The organism is Actinoplanes sp. NPDC023714 (genome assembly GCF_040639855.1).
Lineage (GTDB): Bacteria > Actinomycetota > Actinomycetes > Mycobacteriales > Micromonosporaceae > Actinoplanes.
In genome coordinates, this window is the sequence record NZ_JBFAAR010000005.1 from 327,749 (window position 1) to 347,366 (window position 19,618).

The window sequence follows — 19,618 nt, forward strand, 5'->3', positions numbered from 1 at the left end:
CTATACCATTTTCTCGGTGGTCCTTGCGAGTGCGGCTATCCTCGCTGAGCACCTTCATACCTTTAGTTTGGAAGGAACCACCCCATGATCGGTTTGGTACTCGCCGCCGGCGCTGGGCGCAGGCTGCGCCCGTACACGGACACGCTGCCGAAGGCGCTGGTCCCGGTTGACGGGGAAACCACGATCATGGACATCTCGCTGCGCAACCTCGCGGCCGCGGGGCTGACCGACGTCACGATCGTCGTCGGCTACCGCGCCGAGGCCGTCGAGACCCGGGTCGAGGCGTTCCAGCAGAAGTACGGCGTGAAGATCTCCCTGGTTCACAACGACAAGGCCGAGGAGTGGAACAACGCCTACTCCCTGTGGCTGGCCCGGGACCACTTCGCCCAGGGCGCGCTCATGGTGAACGGCGACACCGTCCACCCGGTGAGCGTGGAGCACACGCTGCTGGCCAACCGCGGCCCGAGCATCCTTCTCGCTGTCGACACTGTGAAGAAGCTGGCCGACGAGGAGATGAAGACCGTCTTCAATGAAGATGGCCAGCTCACCAAGATTACGAAGCTGATGGACCCCTCCGAGGCCTACGGCGAGTACATCGGCGCCAACATCATCGAGGCGTCCGCGGCCGGCAAGCTGGCCGACGCGCTCAAGGCCACCTGGGAGGCCAACCCCGACCAGTACTACGAGGACGGCTTCCAGGTCTACGCCGACCGCGGCGGCGAGGTCCGGGGCGCCTCCATCGGCGACCTGCCCTGGGTCGAGGTCGACAACCACGACGACCTGGCCAAGGCCCGGGACATCGCATGCCGCTACTAGCCCGTAGCGTCCAGACCCCGCTGCACATCGAGGTGCGGCGGGGCGCGGTCGCTGACCTCGGCAAGATTCTTGCCGACGGCCGCATCTCCTCCGGCGGCGACGTCGCCGTGGTGGTCGGCCCGGGCATCGGTGAGCAGATCGTCGACCTGCTCCGGCCGTCGCTGGCGTCCGCCGGCATCTACGTGACCAGCGGCGGCACGCTGGACGCCGCGCTCGAGCTCGGCGACAAGCTGCGCTCCGGCAACTACGACGCGGTGGTCGGGATCGGTGGCGGCAAGACCGTCGACACGGCGAAGTACGCGGCGAGCCGCTGGGGCCTGCCGATGGTGTCGGTGGCGACGAGCCTCGCCAACGACGGCATCGCCTCCCCGGTGGCGAGCCTGGTCAACGACGGCATCAAGGGGTCGTACGGGGTGCACATCCCGTTCGGCGTCATCGTCGACCTGGACTTCGTGGAGAACGGCCCGGACCGGGTCAACCGGGCCGGCATCGGCGACGTGATCAGCAACATCAGCGCGCTCGCCGACTGGGAGCTGGGCCGCGAGGTCCGGGGCGAGCCGGTCGACGGCATCGCGTCCTCGCTGTCCCGGATGGGCGCCGAGGCGATCCTGTCGATGCCCGGCGACATGAACGACGACGCGTTCGTCACGGTGCTCGCCGAGGCGCTGATCTCCAGCGGCCTGGCGATGGCGGTCAGCGGCAGCAGCCGGCCCTGCAGCGGCGGGTGCCACGAGATCATCCACGCCACCGACTCGCTCTACCCGGGCACCGCCTCGCACGGTGAGCTGGCCGGCCTGGGCGCGCTCTTCTGCACGTTCCTGCGGGGCGACGAGCGCCGGTTCGGCCAGATGGCCGACTGCCTGGCCCGGCACCAGCTGCCGCGGACCCCCGGCGACGTCGGCCTGGACGCCGAGCAGTTCGTCAAGGTCATCGAGTTCGCGCCGCGGACCCGTCCCGACCGCTACACGATCCTGGAGCACCTCGCGATGACGCCCGAGGAGATCCACCGGAAGCTGGCCGACTATGACGACGCCGTCGCGGCCCGCTGAGGCCCCGCCGACCGCGGCGGACTACTACGCGGCCAACCGTGGCGGCGGCCTCTTCAGCGAGGCGGTCAGCCAGCGGATCGGCGCGCAGATCGCGGTGCGGGCGCACAAGCACCACCTGTCGCCGACCGTCCTGACCGTGTTCAACCTGGGTCTGGGCTGCATCATCTCGTTCGCCGTGATCGTGGCGGCCGGCCCGGTGGCCGACGGGTTCCCGGCCGCGCCGGTCGGCCTGCTCGCGCTGATCGGCTGGCAGCTGGCGTACGCGTTCGACTGCTCCGACGGCCAGCTCGCGCGGGTCACCGGGCAGGCCAGCCCGGCCGGCGGCCGGCTCGACGTGCTGTGCGACGTGGCGGTGCAGTCGTCGCTGGTCGCGGCGCTCGCGGCGACCGCGAAGGCGCAGGAGCCGGACACCCCGGCCTGGCTGCTGGCCGCCTTCGCCGCCACCTGGATGGTCAACCTGGTCACCTCGGTGATGCAGACCGGCAGCCAGGCGGCGAGCATGGTGACCAGCACGTCGTTCCCAGTACGGGCGGTCAAGCTGATCCGGGACTACGGGTTCGTGGTGACGGTCGCGGGCGTGCTGCTGACCGTGGCGCCGCAGTGGACGGTCTGGTTCGTCGCGCTGTTCACCCTGGTCAACGGCGGATTCCTGGCGGCCAGCATCGCGCACACCGGCCGCGAAGCCCTCCGCGGTTAGACCCGTACCGGAATGGCGCTGGACGAACCGATCACCTGACCGGCTTCGTCCAGCGCCTCCACCACGACGTATTCCGGAATCCCGGCCACCGGGAACGTCGTCTCGAAACCGGCCCGCTCGGCCTCCGCGGACGCCGCGAGCCGGCCCGGCTGGCCGCCGGAGCGCGCCCGCCACCGCCGCACCCCGGTGTGCCCGTTCCAGCTGGCGCTGACGATCGTGTTCCCGCCCTCGACCCGCAGGCCGAGCGCCGGCTGGTCCTGCGCCGCGGCGGCCCACTCCGCCTTGTACGCCCGATACGACTGGTTGTCCGCGGGAAGGTGCCCGGCCAGCCGCACGGTCCCGTCCGCCGCGTGCTCGGTGAAGTGCGGTTGCTGCCCCCAGCCCACGAACGAGCCGCCGTCGGCCAGTTCCCGGAAGTTGCCCTGGGTCGGCGCGGAGAGCCGTTCCGGGTGCACGTACTCGGCCGCGAACGTGACCGTCCGCGCCTTCTCGTCCACCCGGAAGACCAGGCCGCGCGAGTACTCCCGCTCGACACTGATCCCGGCGCCGTTGTCGAACACGCTGTAGGAGCCGTCCCGGCGCCGCTGGAAGTCGTGCTGCCAGGAGAACGCCGACCGCTCGTCGACCCGCAGATCGGACTTCTTGCCGCCGATCCGCCAGATCACCTCGCCGGTCGTCCGGTGCACCTTGTAGACCGCCCAGGTGTGCCGCGCGGAGAGCAGCAGATGCCCGTCGGTGTCCAGGCTCACCGAGTTCGGGTGCAGGTAGTCGTAGGGGAGATGGGCCGAGTCGCCCTGGGGCAGCGGAGCGTACGACTCGGCGACGTCCACATGGTCGCGGGCCCGCCACTCGAACACCTTGCGGCCGGTCGCCACGTCGATCTCCTGGAGGACGCCGTCGTGCAGGACCCCGTCGGCCGGCCCGCCGAGCGCCGTCAGGTCGTACGCCACCGGGTCGTAGACCCAGAACAGCGCCGTGCCCCGGTCGGTGAGGACGAGGTCGTGCTGGTCGGCCTGCTCGGTGCCGGCCGCCCGGATCCGGGTGATCTCCCGGTACGCCTGGTCGGCCACCACGAACTCGCCCTGGCCCACGCCCTGCCCGCCGGTGCCGCCGATGGTCCCCTCCCACCAGGTCAGCACCGGCCGGCCCCGGTAGGTCTGCGGCTTGAAGTCGATGGCGACGGTGGCCGGGTCGGGCACCTTCCGGAACCAGACCGGCGAGCCCCGCTCGTCGACGATGAGCGGGCCGCGCAGCGCCGTCGCGGCGAACGGGGTCAGGAAGATCAGGCCGCCGGAGGATCCCGGCGTCGTGACGGTGACGTCGGGGAGCAGGTCGAGGTCCGGCCGGGAGCGGTACTTGGGCGGGGCCGCCGGTGCCGGGGCTGCGGCTTCCGGCTCGTGGCGGCGGCCGGCGAGGTATCCCCCGCCGGCGGCGAGCACGGTGACGGCGGCCGAACCGGTGAGCAGGGCGCGACGAGAAATGGTCACGCCGCGAAGTCTTCCCCGGCCGGATCGAGAACTATCTCGACGTCCGCTGTGAATTCTGTGAGTTCATGTCGGCGTAGATCTCGATGAGCCGCTTCGTCAGCACGTCCGGGTGGAAGTGCCGCAGGTACCGCTCCCGCGCCTGGCGGGCGGCGTGCGCCGCGCCGTCCCGGGCGGCAGGCAGCACGGCGGCGAGCGCGGCCGGGTCGGGCTCGGCCAGCCAGCCGGCCGCCTCGGGGCCCTCGCCGACCATGTACGGGATCCCGCCGACCGCCGTACCCAGCACGGCCCGGCCCGAGGACATCGCCTCGAGGATCACCGTGGGCAGGACGTCCTCCCAGGTGGGCGTCGCGACGACGACGGCCGAGGCGTTCCGGGCGGCGATCATCCCGGCCCGGTCGAGCGGTCCCAGGTAGATCACGTCGGAGCGGGCGGCGGCGGCCTGCTCGGCCAGCGGGCGCAGCTCGCCGTCGCCGGCGATCCGGAGCACCCCGAGGGCGCCGTCCGGGTGCCGGTTCCAGGCGTCGAGCAGCAGGCCCAGCCCCTTCTCCGGGGAGAGTCTCGCGCCGTAGAGGAAGCCGTCGCCGAGGGGCGCCGGCGTACCCGGGTCGGGCAGCCCGTTGGGCTTGATGACGATCCGCTCGGGCGGTACCCCGTAGTCCACGAGATGCGCGGCGATCTTGTCGGTCAGCGCGATGTAGCGGTCCACCGAATGCCAGGTGGGCCGGTGCACGGCCAGCGTGGTCGCCATGATCGCGCTCTGCGCCGCGGAGCCGCGGTAGCAGCGGTGCTTGATCGCCGGCCAGCCGAGGACCTTGCCGCGGCAGTCCCGGCAGTTGTGGCCGTCCCGGAAGTAGAGCCCCGACGAGCAGACCTGCCGGTAGTTGTGGACGGTCTGGACGACCGGGACGCCGTGGGCGTGCGCCGTGCGGATCACCCAGGGGGAGAGCAGGGGGTAGGGGTTGTGCAGGTGCAGGACGTTGGGTCGCTCCGCCTGCAAGAGCGCCGCGAGATCTTTCTGCGCGGAGACCCCATAGATCGGATAGATCGGTAGTAGCGCTTTCTGCACGGGGGGAAGGCCCGAGATCGAATCGCTACTCCGCTGGAACGGCACGACCTGGACCCCGGCCTCCCGCAACTGGCCGATCTCGGTGTCGACGATGACGTTCTCGCCGGACGGGATCGCCTCGCGGTACCGGTTGTGCGCTACCACCACCTTCATGGGGCGAGACGCTACCGTGAGGTGGTGCCCGAACTCCCCGAGGTCGAGGCGCTCGCCGCATACCTGCGTGAGCGCGCGGTCGGCCACACCGTGGAACGCTTCGAAGTGGCCTCGTTCAGCGCGCTGAAGACGTACGCTCCAGCGCCCTCCGCCCTGAAGGACCTCGCGGTGACCAGCGCGGGCCGGCACGGCAAGTTCCTCGACGTCGGCATCGGCCCGGAGATCCATCTCGTCGTCCACCTGGCCCGCGCCGGCTGGCTGCACTACCGCGACTCGTTCAAGTCGCCGGCCCCGCTCAAGCCGGGCAGCGGCCCGATCGCGATCCGGGTGCGCCTCGACGACGGCTCGGGCTTCGACCTGACCGAGGCCGGGACGCAGAAGTCGCTCGCCGCCTACCTGGTCCACGATCCGCAGGAGGTGCCCGGCGTGGCCCGCCTCGGTCCGGACGCGCTCGCGGTCTCCCGGGACGAGTTCGCAGCGCGACTCAAGTCACAAAACGGACAAATTAAGGGAATCATTACAAACCAGGAGGTCATCGCGGGGATCGGCAACGCCTACTCCGACGAGATCCTCCACGTGGCGAAGATGTCCCCGTTCGCCCTGACCGGCAAGCTCACCGAAGACCAGATCACCTCGTTGTACGAGGCGATGCGTGAAGTGGAGACCGATGCCGTCGAGCGCTCGGTGGGGCAGAAGGCGGCCGAGCTCAAGGGTGAGAAGCGCGCCGGGATGCGGGTGCACGCCCGCACCGGCCTGCCCTGCCCGGTCTGCGGCGACACGGTCCGCGAGGTCTCGTTCGCCGACAAGAGCCTGCAGTACTGCCCGACGTGCCAGACCGGCGGCAAGCCCCTTGCCGACCGCCGGCTCTCCAAACTGGTGCGATGATCCGATTACTGAGCGTACGCAGCGGGATTGCCGCCACAACGTCACCTTCTCTCCGGGCAATCCATCGGTATAGTGGCCCGGTCCCTGGCAACCGTTGTGACGCGAACGGGTATCGGCGGACCCGCCGACGATCCAAAGGTCGTGGCGGTGCGTAATCTTTTTCCGGATGCGGGAGGACGTAGGCGAAGTGACGACTAGCCTGCATCGCCCAACAACCGACAGCAGCCGGAGCCAGCCCGTGGGGTACGACAGCTTCGAGTGGCAGCAGACGCCGCCGCCGAGCAACGGCGTACCCCGGTCCGCCTGGACCCGGCAGCACCGCCGCCTGAACCGCTGGCACCGGCCCTACACCTTCGCCCTGGTGATCGTCGATCTGCTCTCCGCCCTGGTGGCGAGCTACATCGCGGACACCCTGCTGGAGAAGTCGAAGAGCGGTTTCATCAACCGCTCGTGGGGCCTCTTCGACGGCATCGAGCTGTTCAACTTCTTCGCCTACGTCGTGCTGCCGCTCGGCTGGCTGCTCCTGCTCTGGACGAACGGCACCTACGACCGGCGCTATCTCGGTCTGGGCAGCGAGGAGTTCAAGCGGGTCGTCCGGACCTCGGTCACCGTGGTGGCCAGCGTGTCCCTGCTCGCGTTCGCCACCAAGACCGACCTGTCCCGTGGCACGGTCGCGACGGTGTCGCTGAGCGCGCTGGTGCTCATCCTGGTCAACCGCGCGATGGCCCGGCAGATCCTGCACTATTCGCGGCGTCGTACCGGTCACGGCGCGCACCGGATGATCCTGGTCGGCACCCTGCCCGAGGCGCTCGAGGTCTACACCCACGTCACGCGCAGCCCGGCCGCCGGCCTCATCCCGGTCGCGATCCACCTGACCGACGGCTACGCGGCGGCCCGCGGCATCGAGACCCCGGTCCCGATCTACGCGGGCCGGGACGTGCTGTCGCTGGTCCGCGAGGTCGGCGCCGACACGATCGCGGTCTGCGGTTCGGCCAGCGCCGAGCCCGGCGAGCTGCGCCGCCTGGCCTGGCAGCTGGAGGGCACCGGTGTCGACCTGGTGGTCGCCCCGCAGCTCACCGACATCGCCGGCCCGCGCGTGCACATCCGCCCGATCGAGGGCCTCCCGCTGCTGCACGTCGAGGAGCCCACCCTCTCCGGCCCCGGCTGGCTCATCAAGAACCTGATGGACCGGGTCGCCGCCGGCCTCGGCCTGCTGCTGATCAGCCCGATCCTCGCGGTCATCGCGCTCGGCATCCGCCTCTCCGACCCGGGCCCGGTCTTCTTCCGCCAGACCCGCGTCGGCCACGACGGCCGCACCTTCCGGGTCTGGAAGTTCCGGACCATGTATGTGGACGCCGAGGAGCGCAAGGCCACGCTCGAGGAGCTCAACGAGTCCGACGGCATGCTCTTCAAGATGAAGCACGACCCGCGGATCTTCGCGTTCGGGCAGAAGCTGCGCGCCACCTCCCTCGACGAGCTCCCCCAGCTGATCAACGTGCTCAAGGGCGAGATGTCCCTGGTCGGCCCGCGCCCGCTCCCCGCCGACGACGGCGACTACCTGGGCGACGTCCGCCGCCGCCTGCTGGTCCGCCCGGGCATCACCGGCCTGTGGCAGGTCTCCGGCCGTTCCGACCTCTCCTGGGACGAAGCGGTCCGCCTCGACCTCTACTACGTCGACAACTGGTCCCTCACCTACGACCTGTCGATCCTCTGGCGCACGATCTGGGTGGTCCTCAAGCGCAAGGGCGCCTACTAAAGATCAAGTTCTTGTCGCAGCGGGGCGGTGGGTACAGACCGCCGCTCACGCCGAGGGCCGGGCGCGGAGTCGCTGCGCTCCCGCGCCCGGCGACCTGCGTGAGTGGTTGCGCCCCTCTCCTATCAGTCCCGGAGATTCCGCGATGCTGCTTCCCGAAGCCCCGCTGGTCGACGGCCGGCACCTCCTCGAACGCCCGGGCTTCTGGGCCTGGCTGTGGCGCGAGCACCTCATCCCCGACGACGACAACCTGCTCGAAGAGATCTGGTCCACGACCGATGAGAGCTTCCTGCCCGAACTCCTCGACGAGTCGGCCTGGCCGGTGATCCGCCTCCCCCTGGCGAGCGAAGCCGAGCTGGCGGTCGTCTTCCGCAACGACCCGGACGACGGCGGCATCGACTACCTGCTCCTCCCGGGCGGCGACCAGGACTCCATCCCCCTGGCGGCGCTCGACGGCCACCAGACCGGCCCGGCCTTCTCCTGGCAGGACCTGCGGGCCATAGCCACCCACCAGCCCACCCCTCGGAGCCGTGCCCAGGCCCTCCTCCTGCTGATGCCGGCCTTCGGCGACGAGTCGGCGGCCACCCCCGAGGCCACCGCGACCGTGGCCGAAGCGCTGCGGACGCTGGGCGCGACCGGCCCGGTGACCGAGGTGGCCGAGGCGGCCCTCTCCGACGAGGTCCACTACTGGGGCCACACCTCCTGGCACGACGCCATCCCGGACGCGGATGACGCCCCGCGCAACCCCGCAAGCGCCGTAGCCTTGCCACCCCGAACCCGAGCCCTGATCCAGGCCTTCCTGGCCCCCTGACACCCCAAGCTCCCGCAGTTCCATCAAGTCGATCGTCGACACGCATCAGACCCGAACTCAACACGCCGCCGCACCCACACCGTTGCGTGTCGAGTTGAGGCACGAATCGGACCCGAACTCAACACGCCGCCGCGCCCACACCGTTGCGTGTCGAGTTGAGGCACGGATCGGACCCGAACTCAACACGCCGCCGCACCCACACCGTTGCGTGTCGAGTTGAGGCACGGATTGCACCCGAACTCAACACGCCGCCGCGCCCACACCGTTGCGTGTCGAGTTGAGGCACGGATTGCGCCCGAACTCAACACGCTGCCGCGCCCACACCGTTGCGTGTCGAGTTGCGGCACGAATCGAACCCCAACCCAACACACCGCCGCGCCCACACCGTTGCGTGTTGAGTTGAGGCACGGATTGCACCCGAACTCAACACGCTGCCGCGCTCGCACCGCCGTGTGTTGAGTTGGGGCTCGGATTGCACCGGCACTCAACACGGTGGGATGGATTTCGGGGGGCGGACGCGCGAACATTCGTGCGTGGCGGGACAGGTTGGCAGTGTGGTCGCGGTGCTGGCCGTTCTCGTGGCGCTCGTGGCTGCCGTCGTCGCGACGGTCCGGCTCCGCGCTCGGCGGGGGATCGCGACGGCCATGCAGCGGGCCACCTACGACGTGTTGCACACGGCCGCGCTGGCCGCCGAACCGCTGCGGGCCGGGCTCACCACGGCCAGCGCCGGCAAGGCGGTGCGGCATCTGCGGACGCTGGTGGGCGCGGTCGGGATGGCGATCACGGACGGGCAGCGGAGCCTCGGGTACGACGGCCGCGGCGCTCACCATGAGGAACAGCTGACGGCCGCGGCCCGGAGGGCTACGTCGATGCAGCGGTCCGTCGTACTCAATGGGTCTGATCTGCCTTGTGACCGCGTGGATTGTGTGGTGCGCGGCGCCGTGATCGCGCCGCTGGCCGGACCGGACGGCAGTGCCGACGCCGCGCTGGTGGCGGTGGCCGACGATCAGCCGGCGCCGGGGCTCGTGCAGGCGACGCTGGAGGCCGCGCGGTGGGCCGGTTCGCAGCTGGCGCTCGCCGAGCTGGAGTCGTCGCGGGAACGGCTGGCGCGGGCCGAGGTGCGGGCGCTGCGGGCGCAGATCAGCCCGCACTTCATCTACAACGCCCTCACCGCGATCGCCTCGTTCGTCCGGACCGACCCGGAGCGGGCCCGGGAGCTGATCCTGGAGTTCGCCGAGTTCACCCGCTACTCGTTCCGGGCGCACGGCGAGTTCACGACGCTGGCCGAGGAGCTGCGGTCGATCGACCGCTATCTGATGATCGAACGCGCCCGGTTCGGCGACCGCCTTCAGGTACGCCTCCAGATCGCGCCCGAGGTGCTGCCGGTGGGCCTGCCGTTCCTCTGCCTGCAACCGCTCGTCGAGAACGCCGTCCGGCACGGCCTGTCCCGCAAGCCCGGCGTCGGTATGGTGAGCATCGAAGCTCGTGACGCCGGCGCCGAGTGTCACATCACGGTCGAGGATGACGGGGTGGGCATGGATCCGGCGGTGTTCGCGCTCCGGGGCAACGACGGCGACGAGGACGGCCAGCACGTCGGCCTGGTGAACGTGGACGAACGGCTGCGGAGCGTCTTCGGCGACCACAACGGCCTCGTGGTGGAGACCGCTCCCGGGGCGGGTACGAAGGTGAGCATGCGCGTGCCGAAATTCCATCCGCAGGTCAGGGCATGAGCCTCGTCGTCCTGGCCGTCGACGACGAGCCACCGGCCCTCGACGAGCTGGCCTACCTGCTGAACGCGGACGGCCGGGTCGCGCACGTGCACCGGGCCGGCGACGCCACCGAGGCGCTGCGCGTGCTCCGCGACACCGAGGTGGACGCCGTCTTCCTGGACATCCGGATGCCCGGCCTCGACGGCATGGAACTGGCCCGCATCCTGCGCCGCTTCGCCCAGCCGCCGGCGATCGTGTTCGTGACCGCCTACGACGACGGCGCGGTGGACGCGTTCGACCTGGGGGTGACCGATTACGTCCGCAAGCCGGTGCGGGCCGAGCGCCTCGGCGAGTCGCTGCGCCGGGTGGCCGGCCTGCGTGCCGCGCCCGCGCCGGTGCTGCCGCCGGACGAGCCGGCGATCCCGGTGGAGCTGGCCGGCACGACGCGGATGCTGCCCCGGTCGTCGGTGCGGTGGGTGGAGGCGCAGGGCGATTATGCGCGGCTGCACACCGGGGAGACCTCCCATCTGGTCCGGGTGTCGCTCGCCACGCTCGCCGAACGCTGGGCCAATGCCGGGTTCGTCCGGATCCACCGCTCCTACCTGGTCCAGCTCCGGCTGGTGACCGAGCTCAGGCTGACCAACTCGGGATACGTCGTATCGGTGGACGGCGTCGAGCTCCCGGTCAGCCGGCGGCACACCCGAGAGCTGAAAGATCGTCTGATCAGGGCCGTGAAGCACGACTGGACCCGTTAATCCACACGGTTGTCCACAGGCCCACAGGCTTTCCCACAGAGTTATCCACAGGCTGGAGCCGCTTTCCTTAATTCCCGGATCGTCTCCACAGATCGTTCACAACTCCACCGCCTCCTCTCCCCAGCAGGTCTTTAAGCTGCTGAATCACAGCGGAGGCGGGAACGAGTGGGAGTGCGGAGCGTGGAGACGACCGAGCGGCGGGTCCTCGTGGTCGAGGACGATCGGGCCATCGCGGACGCCGTGGCCGCCCGTCTGCGCGCCGAGGGCTTCCGGGTCCACGTGGTGGGTGACGGCCCGGCCGCGGTGGAGGCGGCCCGGACCGGCCGGCCGGACGTCGTCGTGCTCGACGTCATGCTGCCGGGCTTCGACGGCCTGGAGGTGTGCCGGCGGATCCAGGCGGAGCGGCCGGTGCCCGTACTCATGCTCACCGCCCGTGGCGACGAGACGGATCTGCTGGTCGGGCTCGCGGTCGGGGCGGACGACTACATGTCGAAGCCGTTCTCCATGCGGGAACTGGCGGCCCGGGTGAACGCCCTGGTCCGGCGGGCCGACAAGGCCCGGGTCACCGTGGAGAACGCGATCCACCTCGGCGACCTGGAGATCAACCGGGCCGAGCGCCGGGTGTTCCGCGGCGGCGTCGAGGCGCACCTCACCCCCACCGAGTTCGACCTGCTGGTGCACCTGGCCGGCCGGCCGCGCACGGTCCTGCCCCGGGAGCGCCTGCTCGCCGACGTCTGGGGCTGGGCCGACGCGTCCGGCACCCGCACCGTCGACAGCCACATCAAGGCGCTGCGCCGCAAGCTCGGCGCCGACCTGATCCGCACGGTGCACGGCGTCGGGTACGCGCTCGAGGTCGACCGGTGACCGCCCGTTTCATGCAGTTCGTCCACGACGTCGCCGAGCGGGCGTTCGGCTGGCTCCCGAGGCCGCTCGACCCGGTCCGGTCGATCAAGGCGAAGCTCTCGCTGGCCCTCGGCTTCGCCGGCGGCATCGGCCTGCTGGTCTTCCTCTGGAGCATCGACTTCTATCGGATCGACCTGCTCTGGATCGCCATCGCGGCCGCCCTCGGTCTGGTGACGCTGCAGGTCATGGCGCACGGGGCGACCACGCCGCTGCGCGAGATGACGGTGGCGGCCCGGGCGATGGCCCGCGGCGACTACACCCGCCGGATCCGGACCCGCTCGCAGGACGAGGTGGGCGAGCTCGCCACCGCGTTCAACCAGATGGCCGCCGACCTCGCGGCCGCGGACCGGCAGCGGCGCGAGCTGATCGCGAACGTCTCGCACGAGCTGCGTACGCCGATCACGGCACTCCAGGGCCTGCTGGAGAACATCGTCGACGGGGTGGCCGACCCGGAGCCGGAGACGATGAGCACGGCCCTGGCACAGACCCAGCGGCTGAGCCGGCTGGTGACCGATCTGCTCGACCTGTCGCGTCTGGACGCCGGCGTCGTGCCGCTGCGCCGGGACGTCATCGACGTGCCGGCCTTCCTCGAGACGGCCGTGCGGGAGGCAGCCATGAACGCCGGCGACACCGTGCGGTTCGAGGTGTCGGCGCCCGGCATGGCGATCTCCGGCGACCGCGAGCGGCTGCATCAGGTCCTCGCGAACCTGCTGGACAACGCGGCCCGGCACAGCCCGGCCGGCGGGACCGTCACGGTACGCGCCGAGCGCCGTGCCGAACATCTGCTGCTCGCCGTGGTGGACCAGGGCGAGGGCATCCCGGCCGGCGAACGGGAACGGGTCTTCGAACGCTTCACCCGGGGCGAGCGGGCCACCGGCGGCGGCACCGGCCTCGGCCTGGCGATCGCCCGCTGGGTGGTGCAGATGCACCGGGGAACCATCGCCGTGGTCGAGCCGGACGGCGACCGCGGCTGCCACATCCAGGTACGTCTTCCCCTCGACGCCTGACAAGAGCGCGAAAGGCGAAAAGTCATGACTACGGCACCTCCAGCCCTACCGGCCGGACAAAAGGGAGATTTGCACGGGCCCTGGCCGTCCGACGCGATCGACGGCGGGCACTGGCCCGGCCCCGGCGCGCCGGCGAGCGGGCCCACGATCCTGGCCCTGGCCGCCGCATCGCTCGTGGCCGCGCTCGCGGTGCCGGTGGACCGGCCCGGCATCGGCTGGCTGATCACGGCGATCGCCGGGACGGCCGCGCTGATCGTCGCCCGGGTGGTGCCCGGCCGGCAGGCGGTACCGCCCCTGGTGCGGCGCACCCCGGCGAGGGGGTCGCGGGACCGCTTCGCCTGGGCCGCCGCCACCGTCGTGCTGCTCGGCGTCGGTGCGTTCCGCGCGGCGGACTGGCTCTTCGTGCTCTGCCTGCTGGTCGGCACGGTCACCGCGGTCATCGCGACGAGCACCGGCCGGTCCCTGCGGGCACTCGCCGTCGCGTACGTCTGCGTCCCGATCGCCGCGGCCCGCAGCCTTCCCTGGATCTCACACGGCCTGTCCCGGCTGCGCAGCAGCCGGACCGGCTCCCCGGTCCGGATCCTCGGCACCACGCTCGTCTCGATCGCGCTGCTCGGCGTCTTCGGCGCGCTCTTCGCCTCGGCCGACGCCGCGTTCGCCCGGGTCTTCGAGGCCGCCATCCCGGACCTGCGCGGCGACGTGCTGGCCCGCTGGATCTTCGTGGGCGGGATCACGTTCGGCGTGCTCGCCGCCGCCGCGTTCCTGCGCGCCGCGCCGCCGACCGCCGGGAGGCTGGACCGGACCGAGGGCCGCAAGGTCGGCTGGATGGAGTGGGCGGTCCCGCTCGGCCTGCTCGTGCTGCTCTTCGGCGCCTTCGTGGCGATCCAGCTGACGGTCCTCTTCGGCGGCGTCCGGTACGTCGTGGAGACCGAGGGACTCACCTACGCCGAGTACGCCCGCTCCGGCTTCTGGCAGCTCTGCGCCGTCACCGTCCTCACCCTCGTGGTGCTGGCCGGCGCGGCCCGCTGGGCGCCGCGCCGCACCCCGGCCGACCGGGTCCTGCTGCGCACCGTGCTCGGCAGCCTCGCCGCCCTGACCCTGGTGATCGTGGCGTCCGCGCTGCACCGGATGAACGTCTACACCGACACCTACGGGCTGACCCGGCTGCGGCTGCTCGTCGCCTGCTGCGAGGCCTGGTTCGGCCTGGTCCTGGTGATGGTGCTGGTGGCGGGCATCCGGATCCGGGCGGCGTGGCTGCCCCGGGTGGCGATCGCGACCGGCGTGCTCGCCCTGATCGGCCTGGCCGCGGCGAACCCGGACCGGATGATCGCGGAGAGCGCGGTGGACCGCTACGAGCGCACCCAGATCATCGACCTGTCCTACCTCTCCCAGCTGTCCCCGGACGCCGTCCCCGCGCTGGCCGAGCTGGGCCGCCCGTGTCTGCTGTGGAAGATCGTCGAGGACATGAGCGAGGACGACGGCTGGGGCGGCTGGAATCTCGGCCGCGAACGGGCCCGCGAGCTGGTCCCGGCCGGGCGGCCGGGCGACTGCTATTGACAATTCTCCCCGGCCGGAGAGACTGCCGGACATGGCAGCCGAACGCACCCGGGTGGTGCTGGCCGAGGCGGCGGCCCGGCGGAACGCCACCGACCGGGCCGGCATCGACCTGGCCGAGCAGACCCCGATCGGCGAGGCGCTGGTCAAGGGCCTGGTCCGGGCCCAGCTCGCCCTCGCGCTGCGGCTCGCCCTCGTGGTGGCGACCGGGCTCGGGACGCTGCCGCTGCTGTTCGTGGCGGCGCCCGGGGTGGGCGCCTTCCGGATCGCCGGCGTACCCCTGCCGTGGCTGCTGCTCGGGCTGCTGTCGTTCCCGTTCCTGGTCGGGGTCGGCGCGCTCTACGTCCGCTGGGCCGAGCGCAACGAGCAGGACTTCGCCTCGGTGATCCGGCGGCCCGAGCGGTGAATCCGTACCTCGGCCCCGGCCTGGTCGTGGTGGTGCTGCTGACCGTGGCGATCGGGGCGTACGGGCTGCGGTTCGCCCGGACCACCTCGGACTTCCTGGTGGCGTCCCGCTCGGTGAGCCCGACCTGGAACGCCGCGGCGATCAGCGGGGAGTATCTGTCGGCCGCGTCGTTCCTCGGCGTGGCCGGCCTGATCCTCGCCTACGGCGTCGACATGCTCTGGTACCCGGTCGGTTTCGCGGCCGGGTACCTCGCGCTGCTGCTCTTCGTGGCGGCGCCGCTGCGCCGGTCCGGGGCGTTCACCCTGCCGGACTTCTGCGAGGTGCGGCTGCGGTCCCGGCCGCTGCGCCGGCTCGCGACCGCGTTCGTGCTGTTCATCGGGTGTCTCTATCTGCTGCCGCAGCTGCAGGGCGCCGGGCTGACGTTCGCCACGATCACCGGCGGGTCGTACGTCTGGGGCGCCCTGCTGGTCAGCGCCGTGGTCACCGCGAACGTGGCGTTCGGCGGGATGCGCGCGATCACCTTCGTGCAGGCGTTCCAGTACTGGCTGAAGCTGACGGCTCTGGCCGTACCCATGATCTTCCTGGTTCTGCAGTGGCAGTCCGACGGCCGCCCGGCCGCGACGCCGCCGGAGGGCGCGGTGTTCCCGGCCGCCACCACCGTGGTGATCGAGCAGAACGCCGTCCTGGACGGGATCCGCGCGGTGGAGGCGGGCGAGACCCTGCATTTCGCGGCGGGCGACCGGGTCCCCGCGATCAGCACCGTCGACGCCGGGTTCGGGGCGGACTGGCTGCTGCCGAGCGGCGATCAGGAGCTGTTCGCGACGTATTCGCTGATCCTCGCGACGTTCCTGGGCACCATGGGGCTGCCGCACGTGCTGGTCCGCTTCTACACGAATCCGGACGGCGCCTCGGCCCGCCGGACCACGCTCGTGGTGCTCGCCATGGTCGGGCTGTTCTATCTGCTGCCCACCCTCTACGGCGTGCTCGGCCGGATCTACACGCCCCAGCTGCTGATGACCGGGCACACCGACGCCGTCGTGCTGCTGCTGCCCGAGGCCGCGCTCGGCGGCGGTCATCTGGGCCGGCTGCTCGGCGCGCTGGTCGCGGCGGGCGCCCTGGCCGCGTTCCTCTCCACCTCGTCCGGCCTGCTCACCAGCGTGGCCGGAGTGATCTTCACGGACGTGCTGCGGTCCGGCCGCAGCGGCTCGATCCGCGAGTTCCGGCTGGCCACCGTGCTGGCGGCGAGCGTGCCGACGCTGTTCGCGCTCTACGTGTCCGACATGGACGTCTCGGAGGTGGTGGGCCTCGCCTTCGCGGTGGCGGCGTCCAGCTTCTGCCCGCTGCTGGTGCTCGGCATCTGGTGGCGGCGGCTCACCGACGCGGGCGCGATCGCCGGCCTGATCGCCGGCGGCGGCGCGTCGATGGCCGCCGTGCTGATCACCGTGCTCGGCCCGCCGCTGCACGGATGGGCCGCCACGTTCGTGGAACAGCCGGCCGCCTGGACCGTTCCGCTGGCATTCCTCGTGATGGTCGGTGGCTCGTTGCTGACCAGCCGGCGGGTTCCCGCCGACATAGGGGCGACCATGCTCCGGCTGCACGCACCGGAGTCCTTGAGGGTCTGACCAGTTCCGCTCAGGCACTTCGGGCCGATACGTTCAACTCATGACCATCCCGGCACAACGCGCTCCCGAACCCGCGATGTCGCTGCGTGGCCTCGTGAAGCACTTCGACGCCCGGCTCGCCGTCTCGGGCGTGACCCTGGACGTGCCGGCGGGTTCCTTCTATGGCCTGCTCGGCCCCAATGGGGCCGGCAAGACCACGACCCTCTCCATGGCGGTGGGCCTGTTGCGGCCCGATGCGGGCCAGGCCGTCCTTCTCGGGTACGACGTATGGCAGTCCCCGCACGAGGCGAAGGCGCTGGTCGGCGTGCTGCCGGACGGTGTGCGGATGTTCGACCGGCTCAGCGGCCCGGAACTGCTCGCCTACCACGGGCTGCTGCGCGGGATGCCCGCCGACGTGGTCGACCAGCGCGCCCGTGACCTGCTCGACGTGCTGGAGCTGGGCGTCGACAACCGCACCCTGGTGGTCGACTACTCGGCCGGCATGAAGAAGAAGATCGGCCTGGCCTGTGCGCTGCTGCACGCGCCCCGGCTGCTGGTGCTGGACGAGCCGTTCGAGGCGGTCGACCCGGTCTCGGCCGCGCTGATCCGGGACATCCTCCAGCGGTACGTCACCGGCGGCGGCACCGTGGTCTTCTCGAGTCACGTGCTCGAGGTCGTCGAGCGCCTCTGCTCACACGTCGCGATCATGTCGGACGGGGTGCTGCGGCTGCACGGCACGCTCGCCCAGGTCCGCGGCGACCGCCCCCTGCAGGACGTGTTCGTGCAGGTCGTCGGCGGCCGGGTGGCGACCGGCTCGGAACTGGCATGGCTGTGAGCACCTGGTCGTTCGTCCGGCTCAAACTGCGGATCACCGGGAACGGCCTGCGCGGCCGGCCCGCCCGGATCGTCGTCTTCGTGCTCGGCGCGGTCACCGCCGGCTGCGCCGCGATCGCCGGGTACGCGGTGTTCGCCCTGCCCGGCCTGCTCGGCAATCTTCAGGCCGCCGAGCTGCTGCTGCCGTTCGGCGGCGCGATGATCGTGCTCGGCTGGCTCTTCCTGCCGCTGCTCTTCTTCGGCGTCGACGACTCCCTCGACCCGGCCCAGTTCGCGCTGCTGCCGATCCCCCGCCGCACGCTGATCATCGGGCTCGGCACGGCCGCGCTCGCCGGGCTGCCGGCGCTCGCCACGCTCGCCGCGACGGCCGGGACCGTGGACACGGCGGCGCGGCTCGGCGGCCCCCTCGCGGCGCTGGCCCAGGTGGTCGGCGTGCTGGCCGGGCTGCTCCTCTGCGTCGCCGTGAGCCGCGCGCTGACCAGCGCCTTCGCCACGGCGCTGCGGTCCCGGCGGGCCCGCGACCTGGCGACGATCATGCTGGCCGTGGTGGCCGCGTCGATCGGGCCGGCCCAGCTGCTGCTCCTCGGCCTGGTGAACCGGGCCGACTGGGACGGCGCCGCCACGGTCGCCACGGTGATCGGCTGGACGCCGCCGGCCGCCCCGTACACCCTCGGGGTCGACGTCCTGGCGGGGCGGCTGTGGGCCGTACCCGTGAAGCTCTTGATCGTCATCCTGTCGATCGCGGGCCTGCTCCGATGGTGGAGCCGCACCATCGAGACCGCCATGGCCGGAACCTCCGGGGGCCGCGCCCGCTCCCCGAAGACCCGCGGATCGATCTCCCGCACCCCGGTCGCGACGCTGCTCCCGAGATGGCTGCCGCGGTCGCGCTTCGGTGCGCTGACGGCCCGCGAGGCGCGCTACTGGTGGCGCGAGACCCGCCGCCGCGCCGCCCTCATCACCCTGGCGGTGGCCGGCGTCTTCCTGCCGATCTCGACGGCCTTCGGCACCGACGGCGCGGGCGCCGGGGGACTCGCGGTCCTGGTGGGCGCGATCGCGCCGATCGGTCTGGCGAACCAGTTCGGGTACGAGGGGAGCGCCTATGCGACGAACGTCCTCACCGGGATCCCCGGTCGCCTGGAGGTGCATTCCCGGGCGGCCGCCCACGCGCTCTTCACCGTGCCGATGCTGCTGCTCGTGGCGGTGGTGACCGGTTTCGCCGCGGGCCGGCCGGAGGGGGTGCCGGCCACCTTCGGCATGCTGCTCGCCACCTACGGCGTCGGGCTGGCCCTGGTGCTGCCCATCTCGGTCGTCGCGGCCTACGCCCTGCCCGACCCGACCACGCCGTTCGCGCTCTCCTCGGGCGGCGGCATCAGCAAGGCCCTGCCCAGCCTCGGCTCGATGGCAGGCGCCCTGATCGGCGCGATCCCGCTGGTGGTGGCCGCCTACCTGCTCGGTCCGGTGTGGACGTGGCTGGGCCTGTTCCTCGGCGCCGCCTACGGCGTGCTCGCCTATCTGATCGGCGCCCACCTGGCCGGCACCATGCTCGACCGCCGCACGCCCGAGCTGCTGGCGGCCGTGACGACGCGCTAACGGATCTTCCGCAGCCCGTCCCTCTTCACGAAGATGACCCGCCGCTCGGTCGCGTCGCCGGTCGGGCCCAGGACGTAGCCGTCGATCCAGAGCCAGCCGTCGTAGGTGATCCGCGGATCGACGCGGATCACGCGGAACGTCAACGACCGGCTCCCGGCGAACTGGACACTTGCCGCACCGCCCACATAGAGGACATCCCCCGCCTGGGGCAGAGCCTCACTCATGCGGGCCGACTCTACCCACGGACCGGTGTCCACTTTCGAGTACGGTCAAGCGCGCCCCGCGGTCCGTGGACCGGGATTGATCAGCACCTGCCGCAGGCCGCCCTGGCGCACGAAGATGCGCCGGCGCTGGAGAGCGTTCCCGGCCGGGCCGAGGACGTAGCCCTCCAGCCAGACCCAGCCGTCGTAGGTGACCCTGGTGTCCACCCGGATGATCCGGAAGGTCAGCGCGCGATCGCCGGAGAACTGGACACTCGCCTCGGCGCCGACCTGGACGACATCGCCCGGTCGCAGGACCATCCGCTGTCTCCCTCCACACGA

The 19,618-nt window shown here is 71.6% G+C and carries 19 protein-coding genes; 15 read left to right on the top strand and 4 right to left on the bottom strand.

What is annotated here, in order from left to right:
• Positions 1-84 precede the first annotated feature (84 nt).
• The 3 genes from AB0G10_RS24260 to AB0G10_RS24270 are packed head-to-tail and all read left to right on the top strand — an operon-like array spanning position 85 to position 2,562.
• Complete coding sequence (locus AB0G10_RS24260) at positions 85-816, top strand: phosphocholine cytidylyltransferase family protein (RefSeq protein ID WP_360925790.1); 732 nt, start codon at positions 85-87, stop codon at positions 814-816.
• A complete protein-coding gene (locus tag AB0G10_RS24265; protein ID WP_360925793.1) occupies positions 804-1,865 on the top strand; it encodes an iron-containing alcohol dehydrogenase family protein in 1,062 nt (353 codons plus the stop codon). Before AB0G10_RS24260 ends, AB0G10_RS24265 begins: the two co-directional genes overlap by 13 nt.
• Positions 1,840-2,562: a CDP-alcohol phosphatidyltransferase family protein gene (locus AB0G10_RS24270; protein ID WP_360925796.1), complete on the top strand. Its 723-nt coding sequence runs from the start codon at positions 1,840-1,842 to the stop codon at positions 2,560-2,562. Before AB0G10_RS24265 ends, AB0G10_RS24270 begins: the two co-directional genes overlap by 26 nt.
• Here the strand turns inward: AB0G10_RS24270 and AB0G10_RS24275 are convergent.
• Both AB0G10_RS24275 and AB0G10_RS24280 read right to left on the bottom strand, forming a co-directional pair.
• Positions 2,559-4,049 carry an arylsulfotransferase family protein gene (locus tag AB0G10_RS24275; RefSeq protein WP_360925799.1) on the bottom strand — a complete coding sequence of 497 codons (1,491 nt, stop codon included), beginning with the start codon at positions 4,047-4,049 and terminating at the stop codon, positions 2,559-2,561. The genes AB0G10_RS24270 and AB0G10_RS24275 overlap by 4 nt on opposite strands.
• 31 nt (positions 4,050-4,080) lie before the next feature.
• A complete protein-coding gene (locus AB0G10_RS24280) occupies positions 4,081-5,268 on the bottom strand; it encodes a glycosyltransferase (RefSeq protein WP_360925802.1) in 1,188 nt (395 codons plus the stop codon).
• Between the two features lie 24 nt (positions 5,269-5,292).
• Between AB0G10_RS24280 and AB0G10_RS24285 the strand changes: the two genes are divergently transcribed.
• The 12 genes from AB0G10_RS24285 to AB0G10_RS24340 all read left to right on the top strand — a co-directional run bounded on the left by AB0G10_RS24285 (position 5,293) and on the right by AB0G10_RS24340 (position 19,076).
• Positions 5,293-6,153, top strand: a complete 861-nt coding sequence (locus AB0G10_RS24285; RefSeq protein ID WP_360925804.1) for a DNA-formamidopyrimidine glycosylase family protein — start codon at positions 5,293-5,295, stop codon at positions 6,151-6,153.
• A 166-nt stretch (positions 6,154-6,319) separates the two neighbouring features.
• Positions 6,320-7,909, top strand: a complete 1,590-nt coding sequence (locus tag AB0G10_RS24290) for a sugar transferase (protein WP_360925807.1) — start codon at positions 6,320-6,322, stop codon at positions 7,907-7,909.
• 142 nt (positions 7,910-8,051) lie between these two features.
• On the top strand, positions 8,052-8,717 hold the full coding sequence (locus AB0G10_RS24295; RefSeq protein WP_360925810.1) for a hypothetical protein: 666 nt from the start codon (positions 8,052-8,054) through the stop codon (positions 8,715-8,717).
• A 533-nt stretch (positions 8,718-9,250) separates the two neighbouring features.
• Positions 9,251-10,447, top strand: a complete 1,197-nt coding sequence (locus AB0G10_RS24300; RefSeq protein WP_360925813.1) for a histidine kinase — start codon at positions 9,251-9,253, stop codon at positions 10,445-10,447.
• Complete coding sequence (locus tag AB0G10_RS24305) at positions 10,444-11,181, top strand: LytTR family DNA-binding domain-containing protein (protein ID WP_360925815.1); 738 nt, start codon at positions 10,444-10,446, stop codon at positions 11,179-11,181. Before AB0G10_RS24300 ends, AB0G10_RS24305 begins: the two co-directional genes overlap by 4 nt.
• 180 nt (positions 11,182-11,361) lie before the next feature.
• Entirely contained in the window at positions 11,362-12,045 is a 684-nt protein-coding gene (locus AB0G10_RS24310; protein WP_360925818.1) for a response regulator transcription factor, read from the top strand.
• Between the two features lie 11 nt (positions 12,046-12,056).
• Complete coding sequence (locus AB0G10_RS24315; RefSeq protein ID WP_360926453.1) at positions 12,057-13,091, top strand: ATP-binding protein; 1,035 nt, start codon at positions 12,057-12,059, stop codon at positions 13,089-13,091.
• A gap of 69 nt (positions 13,092-13,160) precedes the next feature.
• Entirely contained in the window at positions 13,161-14,648 is a 1,488-nt protein-coding gene (locus AB0G10_RS24320) for a DUF4173 domain-containing protein (protein WP_360925821.1), read from the top strand.
• A 31-nt stretch (positions 14,649-14,679) separates the two neighbouring features.
• The gene (locus AB0G10_RS24325) at positions 14,680-15,051 is read left to right on the top strand and encodes a hypothetical protein (protein ID WP_360925824.1); all 372 of its coding nucleotides are present in this window, start codon (positions 14,680-14,682) and stop codon (positions 15,049-15,051) included.
• Entirely contained in the window at positions 15,048-16,673 is a 1,626-nt protein-coding gene (locus AB0G10_RS24330; RefSeq protein ID WP_360925827.1) for a cation acetate symporter, read from the top strand. The genes AB0G10_RS24325 and AB0G10_RS24330 overlap by 4 nt, the downstream gene beginning before the upstream one ends.
• 40 nt (positions 16,674-16,713) lie before the next feature.
• Positions 16,714-17,487, top strand: a complete 774-nt coding sequence (locus tag AB0G10_RS24335; protein WP_360925830.1) for an ABC transporter ATP-binding protein — start codon at positions 16,714-16,716, stop codon at positions 17,485-17,487.
• Positions 17,478-19,076: an ABC transporter permease gene (locus tag AB0G10_RS24340; RefSeq protein ID WP_360925833.1), complete on the top strand. Its 1,599-nt coding sequence runs from the start codon at positions 17,478-17,480 to the stop codon at positions 19,074-19,076. Before AB0G10_RS24335 ends, AB0G10_RS24340 begins: the two co-directional genes overlap by 10 nt.
• On the opposite strand, the gene AB0G10_RS24345 is transcribed toward AB0G10_RS24340, so the two are convergent.
• Both AB0G10_RS24345 and AB0G10_RS24350 read right to left on the bottom strand, forming a co-directional pair.
• Positions 19,073-19,300, bottom strand: a complete 228-nt coding sequence (locus AB0G10_RS24345; RefSeq protein ID WP_360925835.1) for a hypothetical protein — start codon at positions 19,298-19,300, stop codon at positions 19,073-19,075. The two genes, AB0G10_RS24340 and AB0G10_RS24345, sit on opposite strands and share 4 nt — an antisense overlap.
• A 45-nt stretch (positions 19,301-19,345) precedes the next feature.
• Positions 19,346-19,597: a hypothetical protein gene (locus tag AB0G10_RS24350; RefSeq protein WP_360925838.1), complete on the bottom strand. Its 252-nt coding sequence runs from the start codon at positions 19,595-19,597 to the stop codon at positions 19,346-19,348.
• Positions 19,598-19,618: the final 21 nt, after the last annotated feature.